Here is a 19942-nt window from a genome sequence, read left to right on the forward strand (position 1 = left end):
ACCAAAAAAGTACTTGCACAACATTTATTCACTAATAACTTGTTAAGCATGAAAGATCTAACGGAAAAGCAACTCGCAGTTTTACATTTTATTACCAATGTGATCAAAGAAAGGGGCTTTCCACCGACGATCCGAGAGATTGGAGATGAGTTTGGGATCACTGCAAAAGGCGCTTACGATCACCTGAAAGCCATCGAGAAAAAAGGATACCTCAAGACCTCCAAAAATCAATCCAGAGCTATAGAGCTTACCCGCCAAAGTCCATTCGAAAGTTTACCGGTTCCTACCCCAAGTATCCCGCTCTTAGGTAGAGTAGCCGCCGGACTCCCCATCCTGGCCGAAGAAAATATCGAAGCGTATATCCCAGTTCCGGAAGAGATGGCCTCCAAAGGGATTACGTTCGCTTTGAAAGTACAAGGGGATTCCATGATAGAAGCCGGGATCAACGACGGAGACGTGGCAATTATCCAGAAAAAGGATATAGCCAGAAATGGGGAGATCGTAGTGGCGCTGATCGAGGACGAGGCGACTTTAAAAGTTTATTTTAAAGAAGCGGATCATATTCGTCTGGAAGCTAGAAATCCAAAATACAAACCCATTCGTAGTAAGAAAGTAACCATCGTAGGAAAGTTGATCGGTCTTTATCGTACCTATTGACCAACACTTCGGATTTCGGAGTTGACATTAGCCCTTGAGAGAGGAAAGATTTTGAAAGAGTGAACTATCTTTCCTTTTTCCGCGTATTCGCGGCCTTCTTCCTTTTATTTCTATTATTCGATTGTGCCTCCCGAAAAAAAGAGATCGGTGACAGGGACTTAAAACTTGTACTTGAATATCTGACCGAGGCCCGCCTTGCGGAAAGATTGAATTACACCTCCGAACAATCCATTCGAAAGGATCCCGAAATTTTGGAAGCTGCCTGCGAGAGATATCAACTAGATAAGGATTCCGTAATGGAACAAATTCGAATCAAATATCCGAAGACATACTTCGCATTGGTCGGCAAAAATGAAGAATAAGGAAAGATTCGCCTGGGCCGGTTTGGTTCTGATCCTATTTACCACACTCGTATTCCGACCGGTACAAGCAAAAGCGGTTTCCGAAACCGCCGAAAAATACCTGCAATTATTCCATGAAGTTTTCGGACTCATGCAAAACGGTTATGTGGAAACCGTAGATGAGGAAAAAGCGTTCTTAGGTGCGATCAAAGGAATGTTGGGATCTTTGGGAGATCCTCATTCTACTTTTTTGGAAGAAGAAGAATACAGACAGATGCGGGAAGAAACTCGCGGATCTTTCGGTGGAGTCGGAATGGAAGTGGCTTATACCGACGGAGCTATTGTAGTAGTCTCTCCTATCGAAGACACTCCTGCAATGAAAGCAGGGATCTTGCCTCAAGATAGGATCATCGAGATAGACGGAAAAAGTACGGCAAATTTGGGCTATGCAGAAGGGATCAGACTCATGCGTGGAAAGCCGGGAAGTTCCGTAAGTATCAAGGTGGAAAGGAAAAATATCAAAGAACCTTTACAATTCACTTTAGTACGCGAAAATATTAAAATACGTTATGTTCGTTCTTTCTTTTTTGAAAAGGAAAAAGTGGGTTATCTCCGTTTGAACCAATTTATGGGAGAAAACACATTAGAAGAATTTAAAAAACATCTAAAGTCTCTCGCGGATAAAAAATCGGAAGGACTGATCGTCGACCTGAGAATGAACCCTGGGGGTTTATTGCCCTTATCTGTTGCATTGTCCGATATTTTTCTTCCGGAAGGATTGGATATAGTTTCCGTGAAAGGAAGAGGAGGGGAACTTGCCGACGTTTCCAAGTCCACAAACAAGGGAGACAAATATACTTCCATACCTTTGGTCGTTTTAATCAACGAAGGTTCCGCTTCCGCATCCGAAATTTTTGCGGGAGCCATCCAGGACCATAAAAGAGGAAAAATTGTAGGGGTTACGTCTTTTGGAAAAGGTTCCGTTCAGATCGTGTATCCGCTTTCTTTCGGAATGGCCGTAAAGCTCACTGTCCAAAAATATTATACTCCTTCCGGTAAATCTCTTCATGGAAAAGGAATACAGCCCGATGTGACTGTAAAAGGAATAGAACCGAACGAAGACGATCGTTTTTATCTCAGAAAAATGAGCGAGAAAAAGTTACTCGATCAACTTGTTTCCAAATATCCGGATTATAGTGAGCAGAATTTCGTAAATTTCGAAAAGGCACTGAAAGAGCATGGGATCAAACTCAGTTCAGATGTCGCAAAAGCGGTTTATAAAAATAAAACCCAAGCGGAAAAAGACAGAACTATGACCGATTTGGAATTGGATCCACAATTGAAAAAAGCGGTGGATCTACTTTCTTCCAAATCTTAAAACTATGATCGGTCTTGGAATAGAGACTAGCTGCGATGAAACTAGTCTTGCTATCGTAAAAAACGGGAAAGAATTACTTTCCCTTAAAATTTTCAGTCAGATAGATCTGCATAAACCTTTTCGAGGTATTGTTCCGGAGATCGCGTCTCGCGCTCATCTGGAAAAGATCAATCCTTTACTTTCGGAAGTTTTGGAAGAATCCGGACTGAAACTTTCCGATCTGGACTACGTTGCCGTGACTAGATCTCCCGGTTTGACAGGTTCCCTTATGATCGGGGCACAATTAGCTAGGTCCATCCACGCGGTGTACGGAACGCCTATCGTTCCCCTTTGTCATTTGCAGGCTCACTTCGCGGTATTACATTTAGAAGGAGTGGAGCCCGTCTTTCCGGTGTTAGGTTTACTTCTTTCCGGCGGGAATTCCGCAATCTTTAAGATCCCACATTTCGGCAAAATGGAAGTGGTGGGAGATACGATGGACGACGCTTTGGGAGAGGCATTCGATAAGGTGGCCGGCCTATTGTCTTTGCCTTATCCGGGCGGACCTCCGATCGAAAAAGAAGCATCTAAGTATGTCCCTAGTCCTAAGGAAAAAGATCTTTTGCCTCCTTTGCTTAGGAACCTAGAGCAGGATCGAGTGGCGTTTTCTTTTTCCGGCTTAAAAACTGCGGTCTCTCATTTAATCGCGAAACAACCGGAACTTTCCACTCAGGCGGTATGTTATCATTTCCAAAAGACGGCATTCGAGCTTGTGGAAAGAAATTTAAAACGTGCAGTCTCCATTACCGGGATCAAAAGGATCCTGGCAGGAGGAGGGGTCTTGGCGAATTCCACACTTCGTAACAGATTATCCCAATTCGCGGAAAAAAATTCCCTGGAATTTTTTTCTCCCCAAAAAAAGATCTACTGCACGGATAATGGCGCCATGGTTGCCGCCCTCGGTTATTATCTGTTTCAGCAGGGATATTCTAAGAGTTTGGACTTTACCGTAAGTCCGGTAAGGCAGGAGACCTATATATGAATCGCAGGCTACATTGGATTCCAAATATGATCACTCTCGGAAACTTAAGTATGGGATTCGTTTCCATATTGATCGCTTCCGAGGCCACAGGGAACGGACCTCAATCCTATATACTCTCCGGATTTTTTATCTTACTCGCAGCGATCTGCGACGGATTGGATGGAATGGTGGCAAGAGCATTGGATGCAACGAGTGAACTCGGCGCCGATCTGGACAGCCTTGCGGATCTCACCGCTTTCGGTATCGCACCCGGATTCCTTTTTTATAATATGGTTTTGGGAGAATACAAAGTGGACGTATTCGGAAAAGAGGATCTTTTCCCGATCGGAATGTTGATCGCGGCGATTTTCCCTGCTTGCGCCGCATATAGATTAGCTAGATTTAATGTGGCTCATGATCCTTCTTCTTTTACCGGATTACCTTCTCCGATCGCAGGAATTACGATCGGATTTCTTCCGATCTTTTTAGGGAAGGATCATACTCTTCCTCATTGGCTCGGAATCCCTTTGTTTATACTGATCGCTTTTTTGATGGTTTCTAATATTCGTTATGGAAAACCTCAGGTGGCAATTCGTTCCAAACTGTCTCCGTTACGCGCCGGTTTGATGCTTGGCGCCGCTTTGATCGCCTTGTTCTTCGTGGGTTTTGCTCGTTGGCCTTGGCTTGTGTATGGATTGATCTGTCTATATATCTTCTCCGGGATTTTGACTTTCCTCATCCATATTCTGCAAGAGTTGAGAGTCAAACTGGACTAAAAATTTTTATTAAACATTAAGTTTTTATAAAGGAGAAGCAATCGAATGGGCGCTTCTCCTTTATATTTGTAATATGCCGTTGGTGCTTAATCGAAGAGCGGAATATACACCTGAAATCTCATACTTAAACCGTCTCCTTTGCCTTCCTTCTCTCGAGTGTGGCGGATATGGATCGCAAAGTAAGGATGAAAGATCCTCAAGAAAGAATAAAAAGATTTATCCGTTACGACTAGTCCGGTTTCCTCCGGGGTGATGGATTCTTCTGCGAATGCTGGGAGTAAATTTTTTTCTTCCGCGTAGATCAGGCTAGAATAGATCTTCCAATTTTTACTGATAGAGATTTGTAATCCTGCTTCGGTCAGTCTATCTCCGTTTTTTCTCCACTCCTGTCCGATCTCCCATCTCCAAAATTTTCTCTGATAGGATAGATATAAACCCTTTCCCCAAACCCAGGAAGAATGATCCGAAAAGGAATAGACTCTTGCCTGGGCTAGGATCGCAACCCAAGGAAATTCTATTATTTCCATCCTGCCTAAAGCGGATTGTGCGGAATAGATCTCTTTGCCGTCCGAAGAATATCGACTGGATTCCGCAAATTGTAATCTTCTATAAGGAGCCGGTTCCCAGACGAATCTGAAAAGTTCCGCTTTTTCTTCCGGGTCTGTTCTTTCCGAAAGTTGGAATAATTGTCCCGCTCTTCCTCTAAATCCTGAGGCAAATATTCTTTTATCCTTCTCCTTATCCGACCAAGAGGCGGATACGATCCCTTGCAGATCCGTTTTGGTCCCGAAAATTTCAGTTCGAAACCAGTAAGTTTTCTTTTCCGATTTTCTTTCTTCGGAAGAAGGAAATTCTAAAAGCATAAATCCTTCCTTCGTTTGGGGAGAATACGCGAGTTCCAGATAATTTTTATACGGTTTGAAGAAGAAGCCCGGCTGTTTGCCCGCGGAATTTTCCGCATAATACATTCCTAATATACTTTCCTTAAATTTTAGACCTAAAAATCCTGTTCTTACAGTCGGTTGTTCTAAAAACCAGAAGGATGAAAAATCGAATTTTTCCCTTAAAAAGAAAAAATGATTGAGAGGCCTAAACCGATTTCCGTAAGAAAGATATATATTATTATTTTCGAATTGATAAGAACCTAAGTAAGTTTCCCCTCTTTTTTCTAAAAATACCTTATGTTTTGGACAATCCGCATTCGGAAAGATAAAGAAAAAATCTTTTAAACAGACTTCTCCCCTAAACCAGACAGTCTCTTGTCTTTTTGTATAATACCTGGAATCGTATCCGGAAAAGGAAACTCCTGTGGAAAAAGGAGAAGGATTACTTTCCGCAAATAGAATATTCGAAAAAAGAAATAATAGAAAAAGGGATCTTTTCATTCAAAAACCCCTTTTGGTGCGGATCAGTTTTTTGATTTTATTTCTTTTCGATTCCGGAGTTGAATCCAGATAGGCCTTGAATTTTTCAGCAGGTCCCTTGGAAAGTGAAGAAATGAAAATGGATTCTTGTAAGGAAAATCCAAATCTTAAAAGTTCTTCCGTTTCGAGAGAAGGGTATATATTCGTTCTTTCGACAGGAATTTGCGATATAGTTGCCGATTCGGGACCTTCTTCTTTTTTATAAAATGGAGAATATCCGAGTCCAACAATTCCGAGCGGACCTTTCTGGGATTCAAATCCTTCTATTTGCCCTAGAAATCCTTCCCAGTTCCCGTAAACCCCGATAGAGATCCTATCTTCCGGATCTGAAGAGCTGCTTTGGATCCTTTCGAGTCCTAAACCGATCCTAAATTCCGTGTCTCGAGAAGAGTTGAGTAATACTCCTAAGGAATTTTCTTCCCGGTCCTTTCTTCCGAAAAGATCCCAACTCAGTTTGGAGTTATAGATCCCTAGTGATGTAAAATAAGAAGAAGGCTCAAAACCTCCCGTTCCGAACCTGACTCTAAAGCCGAAATTTTTATTTAGCTCTACTTGATAAGCTAAGGAAACTGTTTCGAAAAATTTCCCTTCTTTGTTCCGGCCTGTGCGAACATAGGAGAGCCTATATTCTTCTTTGGATTCGAATGAGAACGGGAACTGGAGTGAAATTCCGGAAAGCGGAACTTCTTCTTTTCCATATATTCCAAAAAAGGATATTTCCCCTCCGTTCCACCAAGGTCGGAACCAGATTTCTGCCGGTATATTTCGATCGGACCCGAAAACAAACGTACTGGGGAGAAGAAGGATGGCTAAATAGGGGAACCTCATTCCCGAGACGGGTCAAATATTGTCAGTGACGAGTGCGATTTTTACGGGACCGGTCTATTTTTTCCCAAAGAAAATCCGGTTCGAGGTCCGGATTTGTCCGGGTCAGAAGTAGAATGGATCTTGTGATGGAGAGAGTTCCGGGCAGAAGTTTGGAAATTTCTCTAAAAAAATACAGTAAACGCTTGACGGTTGCTATAAATGCGTATAGTATATTAATAACCGTTTAGTAGATTATTGGTGGTAAAATTTCAATTTATGTCGTCTAACTAGGCGAGGGAGAGAAAGTTATGATGATTCGATCTCTACAAGATTCAGGTGCTTACGAGAGAAACCGTAAAGGTCTCGCTGGAGCAGGGTTCGATTGGAGGGAAAAAGTTCGTTCTTCTGAACCGAACTCTAAGACCTTCGCGGATTATTTGGAAGAATCCTTCCAAGGGGACTTGGTCCAGGACGGAAATTGGTTCTCTGAAACTCTTTCCGAGCTGAGCAAGAAGAACCTGAGAAAAATTTAAACTTGGCTGAGCGCTGGGGCTCAGGCCCTGATCCTAGGTCTCGTATCTTTCACGATGCGGAAAGTCTAGAGGATTGGGAGCTGATTGCCGTTCTTTTGGGCAAAGGAAGCAGAGGCCTTCCTGTCGAAGATCTCAGCCGAGATATTCTAAAAACATCCCGAGGATTGGGAGGACTTCTCTCATCCAATATTCCCAGAAATTTCCGCATCAACGGATTGGGTAGGGCAAAAATTTCTACCTTACTCGCCGCTTTAGAGCTTGCTAAAAGACTCAAATACAAATCGATCCGAATGACGGGTTATAACCCGGCCACACTTTCTTCTTATTTGCAGGGCTTATTCTCCCCTTTAAAAAGAGAATGTTTTGTTCTAGCTACCATTTCTCCTGCAGGTGATCTTTTAAGAGTTGAGATCGTTTCCAAAGGGAGTTTGGAAGAAGTGGGAGTTCTTCCCAGGGATTTAGTCCGGATCGTACTGAACGACGAAGCTTCTCAAGCGATACTGGCCCATAACCATCCAGGTATGATCTGTTATCCCAGCCAAGAGGATTGGGAAGTTTACTTTCACCTAAAGGATCTGCTGGGTAATTTGGATGTAGAGCTCTTGGACCATTGGATTTTTGGAATTGACGGGATCTTTTCCTGCAAACAATCTACTCGACTAGAAGGGAACTGATCTATTTCTCCTCTTAAATTCCAATCCTAGGTTATAGATGACCTCTTTCGTTTTTTTGCGTAATCTCAGAATTTTATCGGTTCTCGTAAGAAGGGATTATGCTTTGCAGTATGCAGGTTCCGCATTGGGCCTGACATGGATGTTCCTACAGAACGTAAGTCTTATTCTAATTTATACGGTCGTATTCTATTTTATAGGCATCAGATCTCAGGGCGAAAATTCCATAGAATATTTTTCTAATGTACTTAGCGGGCTTCTGTTTTGGATCCCTTTGCAGGAATATTTGATCCGAGGTACAGGAATTCTCACGGACAATAGACAGTTGATCAAAAGATCTCCGTTGGGTCCCGAAATTTTTCTTTGGATTCCTTTTGTTCAGTTTTTACTGCATTGGATTGTGACTTCTATCCCGATCTTTCTATTTTTGGCATGGGCAGGTAAACTTGGGATATGGAGTTTACCTCTTTCTTTTCTTTCTATGTTTTGCACAGGATTATTTTTGGCCTGTCTCCAAAGTTACTTGGCAAGAGTGAATATTATTCTAAGAGATATTTCTCCTTTAGTGAGATTATTGACCCAGTTTCTATTTTGGGGATTACCTATTCTCTATGAGTCCAAAGGTATTTTAGGGAAATTGAATGTGTTTAATCCGTTTTTCTTTCCTCTGGAAGTTTTTCGTTCCGCTTTACTTGTCGGATACGAGCCGAAAGTAGGGACCTTGGACTTTCTTCCTTTTTTTGTGATTTTTTTGGGGATCTTTTTTTTGAGCCGTACTAAATTAAATCAGATAGTGTTGGATCACCTTTGATCAGGATTGAGAATATTTCCAAAACTTACCAAGGTTATAGTAAACCTTGGAATCGACTCTTGAGCGCGATAACCTTCGGTTATTTCGGATTGGACGTAAAATATAAGGCGCTGGATGGGATCTCTTTTTCTGCGGAGAAGGGAGAAGTGATCGGAATTATCGGTCGGAACGGTGCGGGTAAATCCACCTTATTGAAACTACTGACCGGAGTATCCAAACCGGATACCGGAAAATTGGAAAAGAAGGGAACTGTTCGTTCCATCCTGGAACTGGGAGTGGGTTTTAATCCGGAACTTTCCGGGGAAGAAAACTTATACTATAACGGTTTGGTCTGGGGCTTAGATCCTGAGGAACTGATACGATCCTCCGAGGAAATTTTTCTTTTTTCCGGTTTGTCCGAATTTCGCAAAAGCCCTTTAAAAAATTATTCTTCCGGAATGACAATGAGATTAGGTTTTGCGCTCGCGACTGCAAAACGTCCTGACATCCTGATAGTGGACGAAGCTTTAGCGGTTGGTGATGCAAGCTTCCAACAGAAAAGTTTAAACCGATTCCGTAAGTTCTCCGAAGAAGGAACTCTGACTTTGATCGTAAGTCATGATCTGGAACTTTTAAAATCAGTTTGTACGCGGCTTCTCGTATTAGAAAGAGGAAAACTAGTATTCGATGGAGATCCGATAGACGGCTTTAGGGAGTATATGCAGATCATCGCATCTTCGTCTTTAGAAGGAAACACTAAGATCCAGGATAAGGATTCTTTGGTCGAGTCTCTGGATGTGGAGATCCAATACGCCGGCAAATCCAATCCCTCTATCCTGCCTGTAGGTGCGGAAGTTCTCTTGAGAGTAGGAGCGACATTCCGTTCTTCTATTGAGGATCTAACGGTCGGTTTTCATATCGATGATCATAGAGGGATCCGTGTTTTCGGAACGAATACATTCCATATAGGCGGACGACAAAAAAATCTAAAACCTAAGGAACCGGTTCGGATCGATTTCCGTTTTCCGATGAATCTTTCTCCAGGCAAATACTCCTTAGGGATCGCATTACATTCGGGGGAAAGTCATGCGGAAGGTTCCTATCTTTGGAAGGATGGGGTTTTACAATTCGAGCTGGAAAGATTGGACGTCCCTAAATTTGAAGGTGCAGCTTGGATCCCGGTCAAAGTGGAGGCGAAAAAAGGGGATTTTTCCGGATAAATTCCTTCCCAGCCTCCCCTTTGAAAGGATTCTGGTTTCCGTATGAAAGTTTGCGTAATTGGAAGCGGCTATGTGGGCCTTGTGGCCGGGGCCTGCTTTGCGGAATATGGAAATCATGTAATCTGCGTGGATAAGGACTCTAAAAAAATAGAGGACTTGAAAAAAGGAATCATACCTATATATGAACCTGGTTTGTCCGAATTGGTTTTGAACAACCATAAGGAAAATCGATTGGGTTTCAGCACTTCCATCCAAGAAGGTGTGGAAGGCTCCGAAATCATTTTTATCGCGGTTGGAACTCCAACATCCGAGGATGGCTCCGCGGATCTAAGCGCTGTATTCGCAGTGGCTGAACAGATCGGAAAATCCATCAACGGTTATAAGGTAATTGTGGATAAATCCACTGTTCCTGTGGGAACCGCCGCCAAAGTAAAAGAAATTATTTCTAAAAACACCAAACATGAATTCGATGTCGTGTCCAACCCTGAATTCCTGAAAGAAGGCGCTGCAATCGACGACTTCATGAAACCTGAAAGGGTTGTGATCGGTGCAGACAGCGAAAGAGCTGGAGAGCTTGTCGCGCAACTTTATGCTCCATTTGTACTGAATGGAAATCCTATCATCAAAATGGGAACCGTTTCTGCGGAGCTTACTAAATATGCATGTAACGCATTCTTAGCCACTAAGATCTCTTTTGCGAACGAGATCGCGAACCTATGCGAAACCGTGGGCGCTGATTACGAAGATGTGCGGAAAGGAATGGGAACCGATTCCAGGATCGGCCGCCAATTCTTATATGCAGGTATCGGTTACGGGGGATCTTGTTTTCCTAAAGACGTTCGTGCATTGATCCGAACTTCGGAAAATTTCTCTTCTCCTTTGAGAATTATTAGAGAAGTAGAAAGAGTGAACGAGGATCAGAAGGTCCGTTTATTCACCAAAATTGAGAACTTCTTCGGGAAAGGCCAGATCAAAGGAAAAACTTTCGCAGTCTGGGGACTTGCGTTCAAGCCTGGCACAGACGACATGAGAGAAGCTCCTTCCATACCTCTATTATTAAAATTGTATGAAGAAGGTGCAAAGATCAAAGCATTCGATCCGGTCGCGAAAGAAACTTCCGAGTATTATTTCAAAGATAAGATAGAATATGCGAAAGATGCGTATGACGCGTTAGAAGGAGCAGATGCGCTCCTTCTTCTTACCGAATGGAGAGAGTTCAGAGAACCTGATTTTTCCAGAATAAAAAAATTAATGAAAGGCCATGTGATCTTTGACGGTAGAAACCAATATCGTCCGGATCATATGAAAAAAGAAGGATTCAAATACTTCTCCATAGGTAAACAAGCGGTCTAAAGTCTCTTCCGAAACTGAAGTTATCGGTAAATGTATAATCCCGGACTTCAGGAGCAAAGCGACTATAGTCGATTTAATAAGTCCTGGATCTCTTTTTTTTCCTCCGGATCAGAGCTGAGTTCCAGGGCTTTTTTCAGATCTTCTTTCGCTTCCGGTTTTTTGCCGAGAGAAGAGTAAGCCCCCCCTCGATAAAACAATGCTGCCTTGGAATGTCCCGTCGGAAACTTGTCCAAATATAAAGAAAACGTTTTGATCGCTTTTTCCCAGTTTTTCAATTCCGAAAAGCTGAGACCTAAATTAAACAGTGCCTTGTGTTTGTTTTCGGGCATTCTTGGATCTTCGGATGCGAATGATCTATAAAAATAATCCGCTGCCTTTTTGAATTCTTTGGCTTCGAAATAATATTCGCCTGCTTTCAAAAGAAGAAGATTGTTTTCGGGGTCTTTTTCCAAGTCGGCAAGAAGGCTAACTTCTTTATCACGTTTTGAATATGCGGATCGTAAAGTTCTGATCACCATTTTATGATCCGGCATTCCTGCGATCTTTTCCGTAAGACTTCCGTTCTTATCCAAAAATAAGAGTGTGGGATATCCGGTGACACCGTACTTTTTCTTTAAGTTAGGGAATCTATCCCCGTCCAAAGAAAGAAGTACAAACTTGGACATTTCCTGTTTCACCTCTTTTTTAGGGTAAATTTCCTTCTTAAGGGTTTTGCAGTATCCGCACCAATCCGCGTATACATCTATAAAAATGGGCCTTCCTTCCTTCTTTGCCTTATTAAAGGCGGTCTCCACGGAAGTCTCCCAAACCTCAGCAGTCATTTCGGATGTGAATATTAGGAGAAGTAGTGCAAGGAAGTATCGGATCTTTGAAAAAGGGACCATGATTCTTATCTCTTCGACCTTTTTTTCTCCGTTTCGTTTTTAAGGAAACGCGGAAATACGGAATTTTTTGTTTACCGTCAAGAATAGGCCTTAATATTCGAAGTATCTCCGGTGGTAATAATGGACTTCCTGCTTCAGTTAGAGCAAATCCTTAAAAAAAGAAAAGAAGAACTTCCCGAAAAATCCTATACAGCAGACCTCTTCCGAGGCGGCGTAGATCGTATCCTTAAAAAAGTAGGGGAAGAAGCTGGAGAAGTGATTATCGCCGCAAAAAACGCGGATAAAAAAGAACTCACTCACGAATCCGCGGATTTACTTTTTCATTTGCAAGTCCTTCTTGTGGAAAGAGGTCTTTCTCTTTCCGACATAGTGGAAGAACTTAAAAAAAGACATTCCTAATCGATCTTTAAACCTGTAGTTTTGTCCCACATTCAGGACAAAATTTTGCTCCGAAAATTTCTATTTTAAATCCACAGTTATGACAGAACTTTCCGCCGAGTTGAGGTTTGGCGGATATTTCCGTTTTAGAGGAAACATTGGCGCCTTGGCTGATCATTTTGTCCTGCTCTTCCAATTCTTTTACTAAACCGGAAGAGATGGATCTGAATTCAGTCTCAGTCAATTTTCCGGTATCGAATTCTATTTTTAGATCTTTCAGGTTATCCAGAAGAACGTCCCTTCTGTCGAATAACTCCGAACTTTTAGGATCCGTCTCGTACGGAATATGTTTTGCGAACATACTCACGTAAACGAACGGAGCTGCGATGATGGCGACTAAAAGTATATAAAAGAAAACTAATAAAAAATCCATTATTTCTGTTTCTCCTCTATTTCGGAGATGTACTTATCGAAAGAGGAATGATTTTCCGATTCCGTTGCGATTGCCGCCTTAGGAGCCGTTCTTCTTTTTAAATATAGATAGATGAGAAGTATCCCGAATGCAGCAGCGGCAGCTATACTGAAATCGATCCAGGAAGAATCGGGTTTTGCCAGGATATCGGGACCGAAACCCATGATAACTCCTTGCGCCATTCCCTGATTGCCAGTTTCGATAAACTTTGCAATGATCGGATCGGAAATCACATCTTGACCGAATCCGTGGATCATTTTGTCCACGATCACATCCGCAGATTCTCCCGCTCGGATCCTGTTCTCAATGAACAGTTTCAGTTTTGCGGAAACTGTACAATTATTGAAAGAACAACTTTTGATCGCGATAGAAGGGATACAAATACATCGGATCCTTTCCGTCACATTATGGAATGTGCGTATCTGTTCCTGATCCGTTAGATTCGTAAAAGTGGAATCCGCATGGACCGCGCCGGCCCAAACGGATAATCCGAAAAAAAGAATTATAATTTTCTTATATAGATTAGGAGTGACTAAAAGTTTCATTTTTTATCCTCTCCTATCGGCAATAGGATCAGTAGTCCGGATAAGAAGAACATCAAAGATCCCGCCCAGATGAATTTTACCATCGGATTGATCCAAACTTCCAAGTTTGCTACGATCTGGTTCGGGAATTTCAGATATTTTGCGGCCTTAATCGCAGGATCTCTCGTAAAAAAGAAGTCCAAGAACATTCCGGGTAGATCCGGATTCTCATCCGAAAGATCCGCATGTTCGATCGCTCCTAATTGGATATAAAGATCTTCTTTCGGAGTAGAGGAAATGGACGGTTCGCTTGTAGGGATATGAGTCTCGAAGTCCCCGCTCAAATGAGAGATCTGGGGATAATATCTTCTTTCAGTGACCATGGTATCGAAATCTTTTAATTGTTTTTTGACTTCGAAGGTTGCTTCGTGAGAAACGATCACATTCCTATGATTGACGCCCGCTTCCGGATCTCCGTTTATGATCGGTTTAATCTTAAGAGTGTTCGCGCTTATCGTATAATCTCCTAAAATTGCAGTATCATCGCTCGTATAGATGAGTTCATTCGTAGGGGAAAATCTCAAGAAATAGAAAAACTTAACGGAGGTGTTCTGTTTGAATGCGTTTCCGGCAAGACCTATAAACAGGATTACCATGGACAAGTGAACTAAATATCCGCCGTATCTTCTTTTGTTTTTGAGAAGCATTCGGAATCCCGCTTGGAAGTAATTTTCTCCCTGGATAGCGGACCTTCTCGCTTGGATACCGTTATGATATTCTTGTGCGATCCCGGCTATCGTGAATATTCCGAGCCCAACAGTGAGAACGCTATAAACTTCTCCAAGAACGTCGCCTAGGCTATAATCGCTGATCGAAAAATTACTTCTGTAGTATAGGATATAGATCCCTGCACCAATCACTCCTGCAATCAGAGGTTTTAATAATGTGGTAAAAAATATCTGGTCTGCGCCTTTTCTCCATGCGAGTAGAGGAGCCGCTCCCATTAATAGAATGAGTAGAATTCCCGCAGGAACTCCCCATGAGTTGAACCAAGGTGCCTTGTATTCTACTCCGGACAATAAAGGAGAGAATACTCCTAATAAAATGGACAGTGTTGCGATCACCAAAAGGAAATTGTTCAATAAGAAACTTCCTTCTTTGGAAGTGATCGCCTCTAAGTTCCTTTCCGGTTTAAGTCTATCTTTCCTATATATTAAAATTCCGAGATAGAATAGGAAGCTTGCTCCGATAAAAACTATAAACGGGGTTCCGATGCTGGATTTGGAAAACGAATGTGGTCCTTCTAAAACTCCGCTTCGAGTGATCCAGGTGCCGAGTAAGCAGAAATGGAATGCCAGAATGATCAGAAGCATATTCCAAAATTTTAACATTCCTCTTCGTTCCTGGATAATCATGGAATGAAGGAATGCTGTGGATAAAAGCCAAGGCATCAAACTTGCGTTCTCTACCGGGTCCCAGGCCCAATAACCGCCCCATCCTAATTCTTCGTAAGCCCATTTGGAACCCAAGAGGATTCCCGTTCCTAAGAAAAACCAAGAGAAGATACTCCATCTTCTTACGAATCTGAACCAGTTCTCGGATAATTGTCCGGTAATTAATGCGGAAGAAGCGATCGCGAACGGAATCGCAAAACTCACATATCCTATATACAAGATAGGAGGATGAATGATCATCGCCCAGTGTTGTAGTAGTGGATTTAATCCTCTACCTGCGACCGCAGTGGGTTGGAATTCACGGAACGGTTGTGCATCGGGAAAAAAGATCGCCAGGAACGAAAAAAAACATGCGATTACCGCTAAAGAAAGATGCATTACCGGGATTCTTTCGTTTAATAGATCCTTTGTTTGCCAAAGAACGATGAATGTAAATCCGGAGAGAAGTAAATTCCAGAAGAGAAGTGAACCGGAAGATCCGGACCAAACGGAAGTGATCTTATAGAATAAAGGAAGATGTTCGCTGGAATGCATCGCAACGTAATAGTTGGATAGATCCGTTCTCATTAGTTGGACGACCAACACAATAAAAGCCAAAAGAATGACCGCAAAATTGGCCATCAAAGTATAACGGCCTAATTCTAATGCTCTGGAATCGTTCTTAAAAATTCCGTAGCCGGTTTGGATAATGGAAAATAATAGGATAGAGAAGGAGGAGATGAGACAAACTGCGCCTAAATCGTTCATTGTTCTTCTTCTTTATAACCTGCTTCGTATTTGGAGGCACATTTTGCTTCTACCTTATCTGCGACTAGGACTCCGTTTTTCCAGACTCCGTCCACTCGAGCTCTTGTACCTTCTTTAAATGCGTCCGGCAATAATGTAGCTCCCGTAAAAAAAACAGGCACTTCTTTTTCGTTTAGTTGGAGAACAAACTTGGCAGTTTTTCCTTCACGGATCACTGAACCCAATTTTACGAATCCTCTTACTCTTAAGAGATCATCCGGCTCGTATTTGGCTGGATTCGCCGCAAGATCGGATGCATCCAATAGAGTATAAGAAGTTTCTTTAGAGGAGAAGAAGGCGATTGTCCCTAAGGAAAGTGCGATGATACTCGCAAGTACGGTAAATTTCACGTTCATATCTATGTTTAATTCCAGTCCTTAGACCAAGGATATCGGATACGGAGGGGAAGAAAAGTGGAAATACTCTCTCTGAAACCGTAAACAAATAACCCGATTCTTTCTTTCCAGGCAATACTTGTATTCTCCAAACTTTGGGAAGAAGGTATAAAATCGTCTATGGTCAGTATTTTTACCCGGGACCTATAATCTGTCGGCCAAGGATGGATTTTGATCCCTGTGTTTGCAAATACCGATAAGGATCTTTCCATATGAAATGCAGAAGTGATCAGGATTGCGGACTTCCATTTGTATTTGCGAAAGAGTTCCGCGGTTTTTTCCGCATTCTCCTTAGTGTTTCTGCTTTCGTTCTCCAAAAAAACAGCTTTTGTAGGAATTCCTAAAGATTCGAAAAATTGAAGTGCAAAGTCGGATTCTTTTCGAGTTTGGAAGAATAAATTCCCGGAACCCCCGGTGAAAACGATCCGAGGCGCTTTTCTTTTTTGGAATAATAATACAGCATCAGTCATTCGTTCCGCAGCGGAAGTCAACTGCACCTGTTGTTCGTATAATGCAAGATTGTCCACGGCTCCGCCCAAAACTAGAATGGCATCTGCATTTTCTAAGGTTTCCAAACGAACCGGAGGATGTTTTTCTTCGAGGCCTTTGACTAACCATTGCGAAAAACTATCAGTGGACGCGACCCAGATAATCAATGTAGGAAATAAAACCCAAATCTTATGCTTAAATTTAGGAAGTCTGAGACCGAAAAATACTAACAGAAGTAGGGAGGCAGGTAGGGGAAATATAAAAGCTCCCGCAAGTTTGGAGGCCGCAAAAAAGATCGTATCCATTTTTTATTCTAAGAGTTTTCCACCTACAGCCCAGTTTTCTCTGGAAACTTCGTCGATCACGATATAGGTGGATTCAGGAGGTTTTGCGGCAACTTTTGTAAGAGTTTCGGTGAATTCTTTCGTTATCTGCTGTTTTTGCTCTTTTGTAAGAGGTCCGGCTACTTTTAAATTAATGTAAGGCATAAATCTCCGGTTGGAACGGGTTTTCGGAACGACTCAATAGTTTTTTTCGAACGGGTATTACGCAACGGATTTTTTTTTCTAAAAATGGCAGGTTCGTTCAAGCCGGAACTATGACTTCCGGTATATACTGGATCTGAAATTGTGAGGAGTTTTATCCATGAAATTCGCTAAGGAAATGGCCTTCTATTCCGCGTACCACCAAGAAAAAAGAAATGTTTGGATCCACGTATTAGGAGTTCCTACCATCACCTTCACCTTGTTTTTAGTGCTGAATAGATTAGAGTTGATCAATGTTTTAGGTTACACAGTAACCGCTGCTACCGTATTCGGGATCGTAGTACTTGCCTACTATTTCACCTTGGATTTTATTTTTGCTTTGGCAACCACCGTTGTATTCGGCTCTTTAATGTTTTTGGCGCAGTATATTACTCTGTCTTTAACGGCTACTACTGCATGGAGTATTTTCGCAGTTGCTCAGTTAGTAGGTTGGGGAGCCCAATTCTACGGACATTTCATTTTTGAAAAAAGCCGTCCTGCATTGTTCGACAATTTATTCCAAGCGATCGTATCCGCTCCGATTTTCGTAATTGCGGATGTGTTCTTCGAATTGGGATTTAGAAAAGATGTGCAAGAAGCTGTTCGTAAAGAATTAGCGGCACAAGGTAAACTCAAAAACTTCAGCACTGCTCATTAACTTTCTCTCTTGCTTCAGGCACACGCCCGCGGTCTTAAGCGGGCGCTTTTCTTTTTTAGATTATTTTCTAGCTTTAAACACAAAAATGAACCGTGACGTTCGTGTTCGATCCTAAAAATTTGGAAGGTTGCACACCGAACATTCTTTTGAATGTGCGACTTAAGTGAGCTTGGTCCGCAAAACCTGCGGCATGGGAAGCTTCCGTTAGATTTCCCCCTTCTTTCAAAAGTTTTGCCGCTTCATGAAGTCTCAACCAAAGTTGATATTGTCTGACAGGTAGACCCATCTGTAATTTGAAAACATGCATAAACCTTGTTTCTGAAAATCCCGCTTCCTTTGCAAGTTCCGGAACGGAGATAGAACCTGGAAGAGCGGATTTCATACGATTTGTCGCGGATAAAACTCTTGGATCCAAAGAAACTCTGGAAGGTTTTTCCGTCCCAACGCAGGCAAGAATATCTTCGAATAGTTCCTTCGCGGCTTGGCAATTTACTTTTTCATGAAATAGATTTTTACATCTGGAAAGAACCGGATCCAAATTTTCGAACGGGATCTCCGAGATTCCCTTTCTCCCGAATCTAGAAGCGATGGAAGCATAGTCGATACCGTATGGATCGATCTGTAAAACGATCAGATCCGAATTTTCGGCGGAAAGAGTATGATACGTATTGGGAGCCAAAACTACAGCTTGGAATTCCAATATGGTACCCGATTCCTCGATCACTTTAAACTTAGAAGTTAAGGAGATCAAAATGGAAACCGCATAATGAGAGTGAGGATCTGTAGTAAGTCCTTTCTGGGCGAGGAATACCCTCGCTCCGAAATAAAATAAGGTTCCGATCTGAGACTCTTCCATTTCCCGCATACCGGATTATAATTTTTGAATGATTCTTTCCAGGGTTTTTTCGGGACGCTCAAACGGAAAAAAATGGGAAATGTTATCCCATAACTCTAAGCTTGAATTCGAATTTCCTCTAATAATCCTTTTGGCCGCAGATGGGGAGCATACCTCGTATTTTCGAGGGAGAGTGATATGAGTTTCCGTTTTGATCCTTCCATATTGGAACAAGCTTAAAAAACTGACCGAGTTGAAAATTTTGGCCTCCAATTCAGGCGGACAACATAAGATCCATTTCTCTCCTTCTTTTCTAAAACAAGAATTCAAATAATCTTCGAAAACCTCGTCGGACCAATTCACAAAAGTAGGAGTCTTTCTATATGCTTTTTTGACGAGAGCTAAGTCTTTAAATTCCCTTCTTCTTTTGAGAGCTCCTTTTGCTAAAGGAGTATCGAAGGCTAAGGCAAGAAGAAGATACGCAAAATTTAAGATCACCGGGTCCATTGCGAAAATTTTACGAAAGAGATCCGGTCTTTTATAAGAAGAAAGAATAAGACTTGCTCCTCCTAGAGAATGTCCAACACCCACAACATTTTTCAAATTTTCCGTTTCAATCAGAGCTAAAATTTGGTCTCGAAAGAAAAACCAATCCTTCCAATCCATGTTCGCTTCCGATTCTCCATGACCGCAAAAATCTAAGGCAAGAACTCTATAAGTTTCGGAAAGTTTTTGGATGAAGAAGGAATAACAACCTGCGGAAAATCCGTTAGCATGAGCGATCAAAATCGGATCCAAGGATTTGTTGCCTGAATCTATATAAGAAAGTTTGATCCCTCGGAAGTTAAATGTTTTTCTATCCATTCAAGATTTGCCCTTGCTATTTCATTCCCTTTGCTTTCGATGGACAGGAATTCGGAGTTTCGACCGATTCCCAAAAGAGGGATAATACACTCTTCCTAAGGGGAGATTACAAGAAAACAATAATCGAATTCTTGAGAGAGATAGATGAAATTAACGGTGATAATCATTTTCGTAGTCGCATTATTCTTCAATGCCCTGGCAAACATTCTGATCAAGGCAAGTTCTTTAGGAGATAAAACGGATACGGCTTCCGGAATCGAAGGATTGATCAAAGCATTTTTACATCCTGTATTTTTTGCAGGACTTGTTTCTTTTGGGATCGCGTTATTGGGTTATAGATGGGTATTGGGTAACGGATTAAAATTATCGTTAGCTTATCCGCTTTTCACATCCGCGGGATTTATCATAGTGCTCGTAGCCTCCGCAATATTTTTCAAAGAAGAACTGAACTGGACTCAATGGACTGGGATCGGTTTGATACTCGCAGGAGTATGGTTGACTTCTGCGGAAATGTTTGCCTAAGAGCCTACCTTAAATGGTCCCGGTTCTATCGGCCAGAAATTGACTTTGACATAGAACCAAGCCCAAAGAAGGACCATATATTATAAAGTTATATAATAATAACCCGAAGAGAGTAGTAGTCTCGAATTGAAATGACGACTAAGATCGTTACTCCTAGAGTCTAATTAATGGAGGATAGTCGCTTCGCTCCTGAAGCCCGTAGCCGGA

24 protein-coding genes are annotated in these 19942 nt (G+C 42.0%); 13 read left to right on the forward strand and 11 right to left on the reverse strand.

Translation table 11 applies throughout. The features are described 5' to 3' along the window. Positions 1-48 precede the first annotated feature (48 nt). From lexA to pssA, 5 genes are read left to right on the forward strand one after another with little or no spacing between them, the layout of a single operon-like run. Positions 49-657, forward strand: coding sequence for a transcriptional repressor LexA (gene lexA, locus AB3N61_RS04130; RefSeq protein ID WP_020771443.1), 609 nt, complete (start codon positions 49-51; stop codon positions 655-657). A gap of 59 nt (positions 658-716) precedes the next feature. After that, positions 717-1019 (forward strand): LA_1448 family UV-C exposure upregulated protein, encoded by a 303-nt coding sequence (locus AB3N61_RS04135; RefSeq protein WP_020771425.1) that lies wholly within the window; start codon positions 717-719, stop codon positions 1017-1019. Further along, on the forward strand, positions 1009-2376 hold the full coding sequence (locus AB3N61_RS04140; RefSeq protein WP_367898546.1) for a S41 family peptidase: 1368 nt from the start codon (positions 1009-1011) through the stop codon (positions 2374-2376). Before AB3N61_RS04135 ends, AB3N61_RS04140 begins: the two co-directional genes overlap by 11 nt. A 4-nt stretch (positions 2377-2380) precedes the next feature. Next, the gene (gene tsaD / locus AB3N61_RS04145) at positions 2381-3397 is read left to right on the forward strand and encodes a tRNA (adenosine(37)-N6)-threonylcarbamoyltransferase complex transferase subunit TsaD (RefSeq protein WP_020771153.1); all 1017 of its coding nucleotides are present in this window, start codon (positions 2381-2383) and stop codon (positions 3395-3397) included. After that, entirely contained in the window at positions 3394-4152 is a 759-nt protein-coding gene (gene pssA, locus AB3N61_RS04150; RefSeq protein ID WP_036090824.1) for a CDP-diacylglycerol--serine O-phosphatidyltransferase, read from the forward strand. Before tsaD ends, pssA begins: the two co-directional genes overlap by 4 nt. Positions 4153-4238: 86 nt before the next feature. On the opposite strand, the gene AB3N61_RS04155 is transcribed toward pssA, so the two are convergent. Both AB3N61_RS04155 and AB3N61_RS04160 read right to left on the reverse strand, forming a co-directional pair. Further along, complete coding sequence (locus AB3N61_RS04155; RefSeq protein WP_367898547.1) at positions 4239-5537, reverse strand: hypothetical protein; 1299 nt, start codon at positions 5535-5537, stop codon at positions 4239-4241. Beyond that, positions 5538-6404: a hypothetical protein gene (locus AB3N61_RS04160; protein ID WP_367898548.1), complete on the reverse strand. Its 867-nt coding sequence runs from the start codon at positions 6402-6404 to the stop codon at positions 5538-5540. Between the two features lie 287 nt (positions 6405-6691). On the opposite strand from AB3N61_RS04160, the gene AB3N61_RS04165 reads away from it, so the two are divergent. The 5 genes from AB3N61_RS04165 to AB3N61_RS04185 are packed head-to-tail and all read left to right on the forward strand — an operon-like array spanning position 6692 to position 10950. After that, positions 6692-6916 (forward strand): LIC12298 family protein, encoded by a 225-nt coding sequence (locus tag AB3N61_RS04165; RefSeq protein WP_010515858.1) that lies wholly within the window; start codon positions 6692-6694, stop codon positions 6914-6916. 2 nt (positions 6917-6918) lie between these two features. After that, positions 6919-7590 (forward strand): JAB domain-containing protein, encoded by a 672-nt coding sequence (locus tag AB3N61_RS04170; RefSeq protein WP_020771294.1) that lies wholly within the window; start codon positions 6919-6921, stop codon positions 7588-7590. Between the two features lie 37 nt (positions 7591-7627). Then, positions 7628-8398, forward strand: a complete 771-nt coding sequence (locus tag AB3N61_RS04175; protein WP_367898549.1) for an ABC transporter permease — start codon at positions 7628-7630, stop codon at positions 8396-8398. Then, positions 8395-9597, forward strand: a complete 1203-nt coding sequence (locus AB3N61_RS04180) for an ABC transporter ATP-binding protein (protein ID WP_020771492.1) — start codon at positions 8395-8397, stop codon at positions 9595-9597. Before AB3N61_RS04175 ends, AB3N61_RS04180 begins: the two co-directional genes overlap by 4 nt. Before the next feature lie 42 nt (positions 9598-9639). Then, positions 9640-10950, forward strand: coding sequence for a UDP-glucose dehydrogenase family protein (locus AB3N61_RS04185; RefSeq protein ID WP_367898550.1), 1311 nt, complete (start codon positions 9640-9642; stop codon positions 10948-10950). Positions 10951-11012: 62 nt separating this feature from the next. Here AB3N61_RS04185 and AB3N61_RS04190 read toward each other — a convergent pair whose 3' ends face one another. Next, positions 11013-11834, reverse strand: coding sequence for a thioredoxin family protein (locus tag AB3N61_RS04190; RefSeq protein WP_020771375.1), 822 nt, complete (start codon positions 11832-11834; stop codon positions 11013-11015). A 120-nt stretch (positions 11835-11954) separates the two neighbouring features. On the opposite strand from AB3N61_RS04190, the gene hisE reads away from it, so the two are divergent. After that, the gene (gene hisE, locus AB3N61_RS04195) at positions 11955-12233 is read left to right on the forward strand and encodes a phosphoribosyl-ATP diphosphatase (RefSeq protein ID WP_008593771.1); all 279 of its coding nucleotides are present in this window, start codon (positions 11955-11957) and stop codon (positions 12231-12233) included. A 7-nt stretch (positions 12234-12240) separates the two neighbouring features. Here the strand turns inward: hisE and AB3N61_RS04200 are convergent, their stop codons facing one another. Genes AB3N61_RS04200 through AB3N61_RS04225 form a run of 6 tightly spaced genes read right to left on the reverse strand, consistent with a single transcriptional unit; the run spans position 12241 to position 16820 of the window. Further along, a complete protein-coding gene (locus tag AB3N61_RS04200; RefSeq protein ID WP_367898551.1) occupies positions 12241-12645 on the reverse strand; it encodes a zinc ribbon domain-containing protein in 405 nt (134 codons plus the stop codon). Continuing rightward, positions 12645-13229 (reverse strand): cytochrome c-type biogenesis protein CcmH, encoded by a 585-nt coding sequence (locus tag AB3N61_RS04205; RefSeq protein WP_367898552.1) that lies wholly within the window; start codon positions 13227-13229, stop codon positions 12645-12647. Before AB3N61_RS04205 ends, AB3N61_RS04200 begins: the two co-directional genes overlap by 1 nt. Then, positions 13226-15409 (reverse strand): heme lyase CcmF/NrfE family subunit, encoded by a 2184-nt coding sequence (locus AB3N61_RS04210; RefSeq protein ID WP_367898553.1) that lies wholly within the window; start codon positions 15407-15409, stop codon positions 13226-13228. The genes AB3N61_RS04205 and AB3N61_RS04210 overlap by 4 nt, the downstream gene beginning before the upstream one ends. Then, entirely contained in the window at positions 15406-15804 is a 399-nt protein-coding gene (locus AB3N61_RS04215) for a cytochrome c maturation protein CcmE (RefSeq protein ID WP_020771251.1), read from the reverse strand. The genes AB3N61_RS04210 and AB3N61_RS04215 overlap by 4 nt, the downstream gene beginning before the upstream one ends. 8 nt (positions 15805-15812) lie before the next feature. After that, on the reverse strand, positions 15813-16637 hold the full coding sequence (locus tag AB3N61_RS04220) for a YdcF family protein (RefSeq protein ID WP_367898554.1): 825 nt from the start codon (positions 16635-16637) through the stop codon (positions 15813-15815). Positions 16638-16640: 3 nt separating this feature from the next. Then, positions 16641-16820 carry a tautomerase family protein gene (locus tag AB3N61_RS04225; protein WP_020771166.1) on the reverse strand — a complete coding sequence of 60 codons (180 nt, stop codon included), beginning with the start codon at positions 16818-16820 and terminating at the stop codon, positions 16641-16643. Positions 16821-16977: 157 nt separating this feature from the next. Here AB3N61_RS04225 and AB3N61_RS04230 point away from each other — a divergent pair, with 157 nt between their 5' ends. Beyond that, positions 16978-17514, forward strand: a complete 537-nt coding sequence (locus AB3N61_RS04230) for a DUF962 domain-containing protein (RefSeq protein WP_020771270.1) — start codon at positions 16978-16980, stop codon at positions 17512-17514. A 73-nt stretch (positions 17515-17587) separates the two neighbouring features. Here the strand turns inward: AB3N61_RS04230 and AB3N61_RS04235 are convergent, their stop codons facing one another. Together AB3N61_RS04235 and AB3N61_RS04240 are read right to left on the reverse strand one after the other, a co-directional pair. Further along, positions 17588-18370 carry a helix-turn-helix domain-containing protein gene (locus AB3N61_RS04235; RefSeq protein WP_020771204.1) on the reverse strand — a complete coding sequence of 261 codons (783 nt, stop codon included), beginning with the start codon at positions 18368-18370 and terminating at the stop codon, positions 17588-17590. 15 nt (positions 18371-18385) lie between these two features. Continuing rightward, on the reverse strand, positions 18386-19213 hold the full coding sequence (locus tag AB3N61_RS04240; protein WP_367898555.1) for an alpha/beta fold hydrolase: 828 nt from the start codon (positions 19211-19213) through the stop codon (positions 18386-18388). Positions 19214-19357: 144 nt separating this feature from the next. Between AB3N61_RS04240 and AB3N61_RS04245 the strand changes: the two genes are divergently transcribed. Further along, positions 19358-19735, forward strand: a complete 378-nt coding sequence (locus tag AB3N61_RS04245; protein WP_036090835.1) for an SMR family transporter — start codon at positions 19358-19360, stop codon at positions 19733-19735. The last annotated feature ends 207 nt before the right edge of the window (positions 19736-19942 follow it).

This window comes from Leptospira sp. WS58.C1, from assembly GCF_040833995.1.
GTDB classification, from domain to species: domain Bacteria; phylum Spirochaetota; class Leptospiria; order Leptospirales; family Leptospiraceae; genus Leptospira_B; species Leptospira_B cinconiae.

Excerpts from the sequence above, each read along its gene's own strand:
- AB3N61_RS04160 (WP_367898548.1), bottom strand. The coding sequence starts at position 6,404 with ATGAGGTTCCCCTATTTAGCCATCCTTCTTCTCCCCAGTACGTTTGTT.
- tsaD (WP_020771153.1), top strand. The coding sequence starts at position 2,381 with ATGATCGGTCTTGGAATAGAGACTAGCTGCGATGAAACTAGTCTTGCT.
- AB3N61_RS04235 (WP_020771204.1), bottom strand. The coding sequence starts at position 18,370 with ATGGAAGAGTCTCAGATCGGAACCTTATTTTATTTCGGAGCGAGGGTA.
- AB3N61_RS04155 (WP_367898547.1), bottom strand. The coding sequence starts at position 5,537 with ATGAAAAGATCCCTTTTTCTATTATTTCTTTTTTCGAATATTCTATTT.
- lexA (WP_020771443.1), top strand. The coding sequence starts at position 49 with ATGAAAGATCTAACGGAAAAGCAACTCGCAGTTTTACATTTTATTACC.
- AB3N61_RS04245 (WP_036090835.1), top strand. The coding sequence starts at position 19,358 with ATGAAATTAACGGTGATAATCATTTTCGTAGTCGCATTATTCTTCAAT.
- AB3N61_RS04215 (WP_020771251.1), bottom strand. The coding sequence starts at position 15,804 with ATGAACGTGAAATTTACCGTACTTGCGAGTATCATCGCACTTTCCTTA.
- AB3N61_RS04210 (WP_367898553.1), bottom strand. The coding sequence starts at position 15,409 with ATGAACGATTTAGGCGCAGTTTGTCTCATCTCCTCCTTCTCTATCCTA.
- AB3N61_RS04240 (WP_367898555.1), bottom strand. The coding sequence starts at position 19,213 with ATGGATAGAAAAACATTTAACTTCCGAGGGATCAAACTTTCTTATATA.
- AB3N61_RS04220 (WP_367898554.1), bottom strand. The coding sequence starts at position 16,637 with ATGGATACGATCTTTTTTGCGGCCTCCAAACTTGCGGGAGCTTTTATA.
- AB3N61_RS04205 (WP_367898552.1), bottom strand. The coding sequence starts at position 13,229 with ATGAAACTTTTAGTCACTCCTAATCTATATAAGAAAATTATAATTCTT.
- AB3N61_RS04230 (WP_020771270.1), top strand. The coding sequence starts at position 16,978 with ATGAAATTCGCTAAGGAAATGGCCTTCTATTCCGCGTACCACCAAGAA.
- AB3N61_RS04140 (WP_367898546.1), top strand. The coding sequence starts at position 1,009 with ATGAAGAATAAGGAAAGATTCGCCTGGGCCGGTTTGGTTCTGATCCTA.
- pssA (WP_036090824.1), top strand. The coding sequence starts at position 3,394 with ATGAATCGCAGGCTACATTGGATTCCAAATATGATCACTCTCGGAAAC.
- AB3N61_RS04165 (WP_010515858.1), top strand. The coding sequence starts at position 6,692 with ATGATGATTCGATCTCTACAAGATTCAGGTGCTTACGAGAGAAACCGT.
- hisE (WP_008593771.1), top strand. The coding sequence starts at position 11,955 with ATGGACTTCCTGCTTCAGTTAGAGCAAATCCTTAAAAAAAGAAAAGAA.
- AB3N61_RS04185 (WP_367898550.1), top strand. The coding sequence starts at position 9,640 with ATGAAAGTTTGCGTAATTGGAAGCGGCTATGTGGGCCTTGTGGCCGGG.
- AB3N61_RS04225 (WP_020771166.1), bottom strand. The coding sequence starts at position 16,820 with ATGCCTTACATTAATTTAAAAGTAGCCGGACCTCTTACAAAAGAGCAA.
- AB3N61_RS04200 (WP_367898551.1), bottom strand. The coding sequence starts at position 12,645 with ATGGATTTTTTATTAGTTTTCTTTTATATACTTTTAGTCGCCATCATC.
- AB3N61_RS04175 (WP_367898549.1), top strand. The coding sequence starts at position 7,628 with ATGACCTCTTTCGTTTTTTTGCGTAATCTCAGAATTTTATCGGTTCTC.
- AB3N61_RS04190 (WP_020771375.1), bottom strand. The coding sequence starts at position 11,834 with ATGGTCCCTTTTTCAAAGATCCGATACTTCCTTGCACTACTTCTCCTA.